We start from the raw sequence: 10,130 nt of genomic DNA, 5'->3' as shown, positions 1-10,130 counted from the left end.
CGGCCCAACCAGAATCAGCGAATTCGTCAGGGCGGCACTCGTCCTCACCCACTTCGAGCACCGCTACCTCAGCAATTCTTGCTGAGATCACCTCAATGGATCATGCTGGCCTGGTTTCAGGCTTGCGCGAAGCCCGGAGATGATGAGGTGCAGGCCGTACTCGAACTCTCGATCAAAGTCGCGGCCATCGCTGCGCATTGATGTCGCGTGTGCGACTCGGGGGAAGCGGGCGGGATCGATCGGTGGGTGCACAGCCGGCACCTCCTGGCGCGCCTGCAACTCTTGCTGAGCAACGACCGTGCCGAGGATGTGGTTGCCGACGGTGGAGATGCCGTACCACGCCGAATCGACGGCAAAGCCCGCGTCCTCCATCATCTGCAGGAGCAGCTCCAGTCCCGGCCACTGGTCTGACGGGTAGTGCAGGTGCTCCTTGAGCCGCCCACCGTCACGGTAGGACAGCATGACCCGGCGCACCGCGCGTGAGCGGGCGATGAGCCACGCTGCCCAGTCCGCCCTGGGCGGAGGCCGCTCAAGGATGGCCATCTCCGGTATGAACATCGCATCGGCCATCGCCCGCAGCAGGTCCTGCTTACTGGCGAAGTGCCGGTAGAGGGCCGGGCCCTGCACGCCCAGCTCCTGAGCGAGCCGCCGCAGCGACAGGCCGTCCATGCCGACGTCGTTGAGCAGCCTCAAGGCGGTCTCGACCACGGTCCGGCGGTCAAGCTTTCGCGACGTCATGTTAGCAGCATACTCTCCCAAGTTATCGGTGATAACTTGGGCAGTAACGCCTGTAACGAACTGGAGAGGCTTGGCGATGGACGCGCAGACAGAAGTGCAGAAGATGCTCGACCAACTGGTCGAGACCGGCCAGGAGGCCGGGGTCCAAGTCGCCGCCTACCTACGCGGCGAACCGGTCGTGGACGCCCATGTCGGCTTAGCGGACCCGGCCACCGGACGCCCCGTCGACGACCGCACGCTGTTCAACAGCTGGTCGACGGGCAAAGGCTCGATGTCCACCGTCGTGCACGTGCTGGCCGAACAAGGGCTGCTGGACTACGAGACCCCGGTCGCTGAGTACTGGCCGCAGTTCGCCGCGCACGGCAAACACCGCATCACCCTCACCCACGTGCTCACGCACACCGCCGGCGTGCCACAGGCGCCGGACGGGATTACGGTGGCCGATCTTGGCGACTGGAACGGCATGTGTGCCCGGATTGCCGACCTGCCACCGCTGTGGGAGTCCGGCACCGCCACCGGATACCACGCCCTGACGTTCGGCTACATCCTGGGCGAGGTTGTCCGGCGCGTCACCGGTCGGTCCGCCGCCCAGGTGTTGCGCGAGGATGTCGCCGGACCGCTCGGCATCGCCGACGACGTGTTCTTCGGCGTCCCGGCCCAACAGCAGCACCGGGTGGCGCGACTGGAAGACGGCAACTGGGTGACGGCGATGGCCCGGCGGCCGGCCGACTCGCTGTTCTTCGTGGCAGCACCGCCCTCGATCCAGCCCAGCGCCGAACTGGGCAACCGTGCCGACTATCTCGCCGCCGACGTCCCCTGCGCCGGCACGATGACCGCCCACGCCGCGGCCCGCATGTACGCCGCGCTTGCCGGCGACGTCGACGGCGTGCGCCTGATCTCACCGCAACGCACCGCCCGGATCGCCGCCACCGCCACCGCCGAGGTCGACCGCGTCCTGGGCGCGCCCGTTCCGAAAGGTCTCGGCTACTTCCTTGGGCTGCCCGAGACGGGCGGTCACGCTACCGCGTTCGGCTGCAAAGGCAGCGGCGGCAGCATCGCCTACGTCGACCCCGAAAACGACCTCGCGTTCGCCTTCACGCACAACCGGATGGCCGCACCTCCCGCCGACCTCGCCGCCCACGTAGCCCACCAGGTTCGCCGCGCCCTCGGCATAGACCAGTAGGTAAGCGACAACTCCACGGCGGCACCGTCACACGGATCTACTCCGCCCCACGAGAGCCCTCCGGTCGCGGATGCGCCGTACTGCGGCCCTGGGGCGTACGAATCCGCCGCCACTACATCGGCATGCTGGGCGGACTTGAGCAACTGTTCGGGCTGCGCCTGGACCGGCAACAGATCACCTTCGACAATCGTGTGCTCTTCAGGTTGTTCTTTTCCACGGCCGCTTCGCTGCTTGCCCTGCGGACCCCATGGTCGGACTTCCTAGAAGCCGGCCTGCTGGTCAAGAAGGTCGAACAGGCGGGACCAGACGGTCAGCGTGTGATGACGGCCAGCCACCGAATCGAGACCCTCACCGACGAAGCGCTGCAAGCTCACCTGGAGATGCTCGACGCCTTGGCCGCCATCATGCTCGGCGACCGAGCAGAACTGACGTTCAGCCGGGAAGATCTGCAGGCGATCGGTGTCGACGACACAGCGCCCAGCCCGGCGGACTACCCACTCTACGAGGATTGATCGAAAGTTCGAGAACGTAGAGACATCCGCTATTCGGCACGAGCGCGCACCGCGTGGCCAGCCAAGGCCGGCGGAGGTCATGTAGGGGCGGTGACGATCGCCGACGGGCCACTGCGCAACCAGCGGCCATGAGCGGATGCGGAACCGCCGGCGTGGCTGCGGGTGGCTCCTATCGGGAGGATTCGTCGATGAGCCAGGTCGTCACGACGGTCGGCGTCGGGCTCATGCCATGTCCGTCGGCCGTCAGCCGCGCCTCGAGTCCGTTGTTGCACACGAGCCTCTCATCATCGGTCCACCACCCCACCGAGAATCCGCTCGCCGAGTTCATCGGCCGTAGGCGTGGATGACGGGCACGTAGGGTGGTCAGGTAGGCATTGGCGTCCGGCGGTGTCTCCGTGGACAGGAGCCGCTGTTGGTGGGCGTGGTGGAGCAGGGCGTCGCACTCCAGAAAGTGATCGAGTGAGGGAAACGCCGGCGCATCACGGTTCAGGAAGCCGAACCACACCGTTTCGTCGGGGCGCACAGATCCACTGCGGCAGCCGTCGGGCGTGGCGTCCATGACGGCGTACGCAAAGACGACCTGTCCTGTATCGAGATCGACCTCGAATGTGGGCTCGAACAGGATCTCGGCTTGACGAAACACGCTGAAGTAGGTCAATCCCGAGTGTCGATGCTGAATGCGCCGAAACGTGGCCAGGATACCCTCATCGCTGTATCCGAGCACCGAACGCGTCGCAGCCCGGCACTCGTCATCACTCGGCCCCGGATCGAGCGGCGCCACCCGCGCGTGCATGGTCAGGAACTCCTGCGCACGCGCGCCCAGCGGTGATGGGGAGACAAGGACGTGCGCTTGCGACATCAGCCGATTCTCCGACACGGCGCGGCCCGCCTCGCCGGACGAGGTGGCCGACCCCGTTCCGGGTCAGGCCGGGATCTGCTTCTCGTTCCAGGTGTAGTAGATGTAGGTGCTGCCGGGCCCGGTCATCGTGCCGTAGACCTGCCAGAAGCTGTTGGCGCCGGGTGAGTAGCGGAAGACCTTGTCGCCGGGCCGGGCGTCCACGAACACGCTCGAGGACCCGTCGGCGGACCGGATCCGTGCTTCGATGGTGAACGTCGAGGCGTCCGGGATGTCGAGGCAGACCTCGTACGTGTACGCCAGCGGACCAGCGATGTTGTAGGTACGACCGTCCACCGCCGGGCGCTGGACGTTGGTGGGGACGTAGCTGTTCAGCACCCGGGTGTACCCGCCCGTGGAGCAGTCGACCGCGGGGGCGGTTGCGGACGCGGGACTGATGCCGGTGAACGTGGCGCCGAGGACGCCGGTGGCGACGGCGAGAACGGGGATGGTGCGCCTCATGACTCTCCTCATCCGTGAAGTGACCGTCCAACCGGGTAGTTGAAGGTTGAACTTATTCTGGTCAGGTTTCCGTATTCGGACAAGTCCGGGCGAGAATCTGTGTGTAAGTTTCGCTGGTCAGCGGGTTATGCTTAGTCCAGCATCGATGCGCCGCGTATGCTTGTCTTCGGCGAGTGCGCGGTTCGCGAGGGGTGCGTCCCTCTCCTGCGCCTGCTTCTCGGCGTCGATCCTGACCTGCTCAAGCAGGTCGGCGAAGTGTCGGCTCCTGATGGTGAACGACAATGAATGCCGCCGACGCCACCGCGCATCAGGCTCGGAATGACCGCGACGGCAAGTTGTCCCATCACGGTGTCAATGGTGGAGAAGGCGGCCTCGGTCACGGCGTTATCGAAGCCGGCTCGGCGTTCTCCCGCCGCAATCTGGCCGGCTCCGCACCCGCGGGCATGCACCGGACGGGGGTGCCGGTGCATGCCCGCGGAGTGGTCAGCAGCGTGGTACGCCGGGGATGAAGCCGTCGTAACCGGTGAGGACGTAGGCGTCGGCGATGTAGCGGCCGGAGCCGATCCGGTCCCAGATGTTGCTGGTGCCGTACGTGCCGTCGACCGTGGTGCCCGTCGTCTGGCAGGCGATCGTCACCTTGGTGCCGTCGGCGACCGTGTCGACGGCGGAGTACCCGGTGCCCGGCCCGGACCGCACCGTCAGCGGCGTGCCAGAGGTGTTCACCGTGCCGGTGCCGGCGCTGGAGGAGCAGCCGTTGTCGCTGGTGTAGTTCTTGGTACCCCAGTACAGCGCCTGCGTGCCGTTGAACTTGATCTTCACTGAGGTGCCGCCGGAGCGCTGCTCGTAGTGCAGGTGCGGGCCGGTCGAGCCGCCGGTCGTGCCGACGTAGCCGATGACCTGGCCGTACCGCACGCTCTGGCCGACGGACACGTTGAAGCGGCTCAGGTGGGCATAGTAGGTGGTGTACCCGCCACCGTGGTCGATCCGGACGTACTTGCCGTAGCTCGTGTTGCCGAGGTCCGTCACCCGGTCGACGGTGCCGGGCGCGCTGGCCACGACCGGGTCTCCGTCGTCGTTGGTGCGGTTGAAGTCGATGGCGTTTGCGGGGCTGTGGTCGGAGCGGGTCTGGCCCGACCAGGTCTGGCCACAGGGGAACGGGACCTTGAACGTGGGTGCTGCGAGCGCGGCGGTCGCTGGGACGACCACGGCGGCGGCACCCACCAGGATGGCGAAAGCGCGCATCATCGCGCGCCGGGACGGACGCAGAGTCACCATGCAGGCGACGATATCGTCAAATGTCTATGTTTTGTACTAGGAGAAACCGTCTGCATCGAGGCGGACAACGGCTGACCGGATCCCGGTACACCGGTGGAATGCGGACGGAACCGGCGCGGACAGGTCCCGGTTGCCACGGTGCGCAACGGTGCGCCGCAGGTCGTGGCGGGGGAGCGCGGCCTCGATCAGGCCGTCCGGTGGGTGCACAGCTCCGAGGTGCCCGGCATCGCGAGCCTGCTGCGCGGCGGTGAGCTGATCCTGATCACCGGGATCGGGCTGCCGCCCGACGCCGCGGGGCTGCGGCGGTTCATCACCGACCTCGCCGACGTCGGGGCCTGCGGCCTGGCCGTCGAGATGAGCGGCGGTATCCGCAGCGGTCGCCGGCGGTGATGGTACGCACCGCGGAAGCGCTCGGGCTCCCGCCGGCGTGATCAGCACGAACGGGGTGCCCCGGCGCAGACCGGGCCGGCCTGCGCCGCGCACAGCCGCGGCGAAACTTGAGGTCATGGGCCGAGGACCTCGGTCAGGTCGCGGAGCAGCTCCGAGGCCGTGATGTCGTCCAGGGCGGCGAACGTGCGGGACAGCTGCCGCGGGCGCCAGTCGCCCCACGGGCGGTCGTTGAGCCAGACGGTGGTGACCTCCTGGTCGGGGGTGTACTGGTGGGCGCCGATCGGGATGCCCGGGTTGAGGTCGAGCACGACGGCGTGGCCGGTCGGGGTGGGGCGCCAGATCCAGCCCTGGACGCCGGCGTCCTGGGGCACGCCGCGCTGCCAGCCGCGGCGCTCCAGGCCGAGCAGGGTCGTCGTGGGGACCTTCCGGCCGGCGAAGCGGGCCAGCTCGGGGGCGGTCCGCTCGTCGGCGGTCAGCTCGTGCACGGGCCGGCCCAGCTGGGCGAACGGCTGCAGGATCTCGTAGTCGGCGAACACCGCGGACCAGTCGGCCAGCTGCGCGCCGAGCTGCCGGGGGTGGGCGACGCCGACGGTGGCGTCGGCTGGCAGGTCATAGGTGTCGTCGGCGGCGTCGGCGTACGTGCCGTCCTCGGCGACCCGGAACGCGACCAGCGCGGCGTCCGCCCCGGCGCCCGCAGCGGCGCCCGCTCTGGCACCCGCAGGGGTGCCCTCCGCGGCGCCCGCAGGGGCGCCTTCGACGGTGGCGGTCCAGACCAGGCGGCGGACGATGTGGCCCAGCAGCGGATGGGTGACCAGGTGGTCGCGGAACGACGACGCCGTCCACCGGCGCTGGGTGACCATCGCGGTCTCCAGGCGGTGGATCTGGTCGGCGGCGATCGTGCGCACGTCCTTCTTCAGGGCGCTGTAACGCTGGTACGCCGCCGGCGCCAGCTCCTGGTCGTCGCGGGTGCCCGGCTTCGGCAGGTCCTTGCGCCGGGCGCCGGTGCCGTCGAGGACATACGGCTTGAGGTGCTCGTCGAAGCCGACCACGAACTGGCGGGGACCGTAGTCCAGGCGCAGCGAGCCCGCGGCGTCCAGGCCGAGGTCGGGCACGAGCCGGTCGGCGAGCTGCTCCGCGGTGAGGCCCAGGCGGGCGGCGACCTCGGCCACCTTCTGCGTCGCCCGATCCTTGAGACCCTTGAACTTCGCCTTCTGCGCGATCCCGTTGAGGTGGGACAGCGCGAGGTCGGAGCCGATCCCGGCGAGCACGTCGAGACCGGTGACCGCCTTGGCGTGGCCGCCCTCGCCGGGCCAGGCGCGGATCACCGGGGACAGCCGCCGCACGGTGTCGTCATCGCCGAGCCACTGCAGCGCGTGCAGCGGCCACGATTCCTTCGCCGGCGCGCCGACCGCCTGCCACTGCGTGAACATCGCCCACGCGAACTCGGCCAGCGACCGCCGGTCGAGCGCCTCCAGCACGATCGGCACCCCCGCATACACCTCGCCGGGGCGGGAGATGGCCAGCATCGTGCACAGGTGCCGGGCCGGCTCGGCACCAAGGGCGGCGGTGCGGTCCTTGAGCAGGATCCGCGGCAGCAGGCCCGGGTCCGCCCACGCCGGCAGGTCGGGGATCTTCGCCGGCAGCGTGTGCAGGGAGCTGCCGCCGATCAGGGTCTGCACGGCCGCGCCCGCCTGCGGGCCGTGCTCGTCGGCGGCGGTGAGGACCTCGGCCCGGTGCCGCAGCGCGATCGTGCGCAGCGACTCCTCCGCCGCGCGGCGGGCGGGACCGGCCGGGCCGAGCGCCGCCGGGACCAGCGCCCGGGCCGCGTCCGCGGGGTGCCGGTCGAACCAGGCCAGGACGTCGCCGCGCAGCGACTTGAGCCGGACCAGCGTGGCGGCCATGTGCGCGGCGACCTCGGGGGCCGCGAACGGCAGCAGCAGCCGCGTGCCGCCGGTGGCGTCCTCGGCGGCCAGATGCAGGGCGGCCGGCAGCGCGGCGAGCCCGTGGCGGGCGGCGAGCGGCGGGAACCACTGCGGGCTGTCCCAGACCCGCTTCGGCCGCCAGCCGGGCAGCAGCGACCGCACGACGTCGTCGGGGGCGGTCAGCATGAGGGTGACCTCGTGGTGGCCCTTCAGCTCGCCCGCCCGGTAGAGCTCGGTCGCCCGCTCGATCGACGTCTCCAGCTGCCACCAGTCGGCGGGCTGGGCCCGCATGGCGGCCCAGGCGTCGCGCTCGCCGGGCGCCCAGCGCACGACGGGCTCCGCGGTGCCGGTGAGACCGGGCAGGACCACCGGCTTCGCCGGCTCGTGCGGGACCGTCCACGGTGGCGTGACGAGCACCTCCGGCAGCGCCGACGGCGGCGCGTCCGGCACGGCGCTGTGGTCGGTCAGCAGCGCCTCGACCCGCTCGCGCGCCGCGACCGGCAGCGCCGGCAGCTCCTCGGCGACCAGGTCCCGGTTGGCCAGCACGTGGACCCGCAGCAGGTCGCGCGCGTCGCGCCGGTCGGTGGCGGCGAGCAGGCGCAGCGCGCGGCGGGGGAAGCGGCGGGCCGCGTCGAGCGTGGCGTGCGGCACGTACTTGCGGTCGAGGCGGTCGAGCAGCGCGCCGAACGCCTCGTCGCCCGGCAACTGGGCGAGGACACCGAGCAGGCGCTGCTGCGTCGCGGCGTCGATGCCGGTGTCGAGCCACGCCACGATGTGCGGGGTCACGGCGGTGCCGGCGCCGTCGATGGCCGTGGCGAGGGCCTCGGCGTCGTAGGCGAGCGACGAGGGGTCGGACTGGGCGACCTGGTCCAGGTGGGTGGCGGTGGCGGCGGAGCACCACAGCAGCTTGCTCCGATAGCGGTCGGGGCGGCCCGCGGCCAGGTCCGCGCAGTCCTCGTCGACCCAGGCGCGCTCGCCGGGCGCCAGGAACGTCGCGGCGGCGCGCCGCTGCGGCGAGTGCTGCCGGTGCCCGCGCAGCGCGGCGACGGCCGCGGCGTGCTCGTCGTCGGCGGCGACCGCGAGGGCCGCCCGGATCCGCCCGGCGAGCGCGACCCAGTGCGGGAAGTAGCCCCACCCGTCCAGGGTGCGCCAGACCAGGCGCGGCGGGACCTGCTTGCCGTTGTGCCAGTAGCCGCCGCCGTCCAGGCCGACCGCCGCGACCGCGGCCTCGGCGGCGAACACCACGCCGCGGGTGGCGATCCACAGATCGGCGAGCTTGGCGAGCCGGGCCGTGCGGTCCCAGCCGGTGTGGTGGGAGACCAGCGCGGCGACGGCACCGGCGCCGGCCACCGGGCCCGTGGCCGGGTCGGCCAGGTAGGCCCGGGCGGCCGCCACGAGCTCGGGGTCGCTGTCGGGGTGGGTCAGCCGGGCCTCGATCGCGGCCGTCGCGGCCGTCAGCAGCTCGGCGCCGCCGGCACGGTCGAGCTTGACCGCCGGGCCGGGCGCCCCGCCGCGGCGCGGGATGAACACCTTGCGCCACGCGGCGGAGAACACCAGCAGATCCTCGTCGTCACTCACCACAGCCCCCTCGTCCGATGCGACGCGGCCACTGTAGCGACGACCACCGACAAAAACGGGGCCTCAGCCGCCCACGTACGCGGCCAGATGCGTCCCCGTCAGCGTCGCCTTCTGCGACACCAGCTCCCGCGGCGTGCCGGTGAACACGACCCGCCCACCGTCGTGCCCGGCGCCCGGCCCGAGGTCGATGATCCAGTCCGCGTGCGCCATGACCGCCTGGTGATGCTCGACCACGATCACCGACTTGCCCGCGTCGACCAGCCGGTCCAGCAGCCCCAGCAGGTGCTCGACGTCGGCGAGGTGCAGCCCCGCGGTCGGCTCGTCCAGCACGTACACGCCGCCCTTGTCGGCCATGTGGGTCGCCAGCTTCAACCGCTGCCGCTCACCGCCGGACAGCGTCGTCAGCGGCTGGCCGAGGCTCAGGTACCCCAGCCCCACGTCCTCGAGCCGGCCGAGGATCGCGTGCGCCGCCGGCGTGTGCGCCTCGGAACCGGGACCGAAGAACGCCAGCGCGGCCGTCACCGACATGGCCAGGACCTCGCTGATGTCGCGCCCGCCGAGGTGGTGCTCCAGCACCGACGCCTCGAAGCGCTTGCCCTCGCACACCTCGCAGACGGTGGCGACACCGGCCATCACCACCAGGTCGGTGTAGATGACGCCGTTGCCGTTGCAGTTGGGGCACGCGCCTTCGGAGTTCGCGCTGAACAGCGCCGGTTTCACGCCGTTGGCCTTCGCGAACGCCTTGCGGATCGGCTCCAGCAGTCCGGTGTACGTGGCCGGGCTGCTGCGCCGTGAGCCGCGGATCGGGCCCTGGTCGACCGAGACGACGTTCTCACCGGGCGGGATCGAGCCGTGCACCAGCGAGCTCTTGCCGGAGCCGGCCACGCCGGTGACCACGCACAGCACGCCGAGCGGGACGTCCACGTCCACGTCGTGCAGGTTGTGCAGGCGCGCGCCGCGGATCTGCAGCGCGCCGCTCGGCTCCCGCACCGACGGCTTCAGTTTCGCCCGGTCGTCGAGGTGGCGGCCGGTGACCGTACCGCTGCCGCGCAAACCTTCGACGGTGCCCTCGAAGCAGATCGTGCCGCCGGCGCCGCCCGCGCCGGGGCCGAGGTCCACGACGTGGTCGGCGATCGCGATCGTCTCCGGCTTGTGCTCCACGACCAGGACCGTGT

The 10,130-nt window shown here is 70.9% G+C and carries 9 protein-coding genes and 1 pseudogene; 4 read left to right on the top strand and 6 right to left on the bottom strand.

What is annotated here, in order from left to right; genetic code table 11:
• Positions 1-87: 87 nt before the first annotated feature.
• Positions 88-738, bottom strand: coding sequence for a TetR/AcrR family transcriptional regulator C-terminal domain-containing protein (locus AB0H83_RS51025; protein ID WP_360111048.1), 651 nt, complete (start codon positions 736-738; stop codon positions 88-90).
• Between the two features lie 76 nt (positions 739-814).
• On the opposite strand from AB0H83_RS51025, the gene AB0H83_RS51020 reads away from it, so the two are divergent.
• Complete coding sequence (locus tag AB0H83_RS51020; RefSeq protein WP_360111051.1) at positions 815-1,921, top strand: serine hydrolase domain-containing protein; 1,107 nt, start codon at positions 815-817, stop codon at positions 1,919-1,921.
• Between the two features lie 122 nt (positions 1,922-2,043).
• Entirely contained in the window at positions 2,044-2,433 is a 390-nt protein-coding gene (locus AB0H83_RS51015; protein ID WP_360111045.1) for a hypothetical protein, read from the top strand.
• A 169-nt stretch (positions 2,434-2,602) separates the two neighbouring features.
• Here AB0H83_RS51015 and AB0H83_RS51010 read toward each other — a convergent pair whose 3' ends face one another.
• Together AB0H83_RS51010 and AB0H83_RS51005 are read right to left on the bottom strand one after the other, a co-directional pair.
• The gene (locus AB0H83_RS51010) at positions 2,603-3,292 is read right to left on the bottom strand and encodes a hypothetical protein (RefSeq protein ID WP_360111043.1); all 690 of its coding nucleotides are present in this window, start codon (positions 3,290-3,292) and stop codon (positions 2,603-2,605) included.
• Positions 3,293-3,355: 63 nt separating this feature from the next.
• Positions 3,356-3,790: a hypothetical protein gene (locus AB0H83_RS51005; protein WP_360111040.1), complete on the bottom strand. Its 435-nt coding sequence runs from the start codon at positions 3,788-3,790 to the stop codon at positions 3,356-3,358.
• Between the two features lie 281 nt (positions 3,791-4,071).
• Here AB0H83_RS51005 and AB0H83_RS51000 point away from each other — a divergent pair, with 281 nt between their 5' ends.
• Positions 4,072-4,299: a hypothetical protein gene (locus tag AB0H83_RS51000; protein WP_360111038.1), complete on the top strand. Its 228-nt coding sequence runs from the start codon at positions 4,072-4,074 to the stop codon at positions 4,297-4,299.
• Here AB0H83_RS51000 and AB0H83_RS50995 read toward each other — a convergent pair.
• The gene (locus AB0H83_RS50995; protein ID WP_360111034.1) at positions 4,274-5,065 is read right to left on the bottom strand and encodes a peptidoglycan DD-metalloendopeptidase family protein; all 792 of its coding nucleotides are present in this window, start codon (positions 5,063-5,065) and stop codon (positions 4,274-4,276) included. The two genes, AB0H83_RS51000 and AB0H83_RS50995, sit on opposite strands and share 26 nt — an antisense overlap.
• 93 nt (positions 5,066-5,158) lie before the next feature.
• On the opposite strand from AB0H83_RS50995, the pseudogene AB0H83_RS50990 reads away from it, so the two are divergent.
• Positions 5,159-5,433 (top strand): annotated as a pseudogene (locus AB0H83_RS50990) (PucR family transcriptional regulator ligand-binding domain-containing protein); the annotation flags it as partial.
• A 135-nt stretch (positions 5,434-5,568) separates the two neighbouring features.
• Here the strand turns inward: AB0H83_RS50990 and AB0H83_RS50985 are convergent.
• Together AB0H83_RS50985 and AB0H83_RS50980 are read right to left on the bottom strand one after the other, a co-directional pair.
• Positions 5,569-8,955, bottom strand: coding sequence for a DUF4132 domain-containing protein (locus AB0H83_RS50985; protein WP_360111032.1), 3,387 nt, complete (start codon positions 8,953-8,955; stop codon positions 5,569-5,571).
• 63 nt (positions 8,956-9,018) lie between these two features.
• Positions 9,019-10,130: ATP-binding cassette domain-containing protein (locus AB0H83_RS50980; RefSeq protein WP_360111029.1), on the bottom strand; the 1,112-nt coding region annotated here is incomplete at its 5' end.

Origin of the sequence: Dactylosporangium sp. NPDC050688, from assembly GCF_040654515.1 — a bacterium.
Taxonomy (GTDB): Bacteria; Actinomycetota; Actinomycetes; order Mycobacteriales; family Micromonosporaceae; genus Dactylosporangium.
This window is presented reverse-complemented; position numbering and strand designations above follow the sequence as displayed.

Coding starts and splice junctions, on each gene's coding strand:
- AB0H83_RS51010 (WP_360111043.1), bottom strand. CDS start 3,292: ATGTCGCAAGCGCACGTCCTTGTCTCCCCATCACCGCTGGGCGCGCGT.
- AB0H83_RS51025 (WP_360111048.1), bottom strand. CDS start 738: ATGACGTCGCGAAAGCTTGACCGCCGGACCGTGGTCGAGACCGCCTTG.
- AB0H83_RS51005 (WP_360111040.1), bottom strand. CDS start 3,790: ATGAGGCGCACCATCCCCGTTCTCGCCGTCGCCACCGGCGTCCTCGGC.
- AB0H83_RS51020 (WP_360111051.1), top strand. CDS start 815: ATGGACGCGCAGACAGAAGTGCAGAAGATGCTCGACCAACTGGTCGAG.
- AB0H83_RS51000 (WP_360111038.1), top strand. CDS start 4,072: ATGAATGCCGCCGACGCCACCGCGCATCAGGCTCGGAATGACCGCGAC.
- AB0H83_RS50995 (WP_360111034.1), bottom strand. CDS start 5,065: ATGGTGACTCTGCGTCCGTCCCGGCGCGCGATGATGCGCGCTTTCGCC.
- AB0H83_RS51015 (WP_360111045.1), top strand. CDS start 2,044: ATGCTGGGCGGACTTGAGCAACTGTTCGGGCTGCGCCTGGACCGGCAA.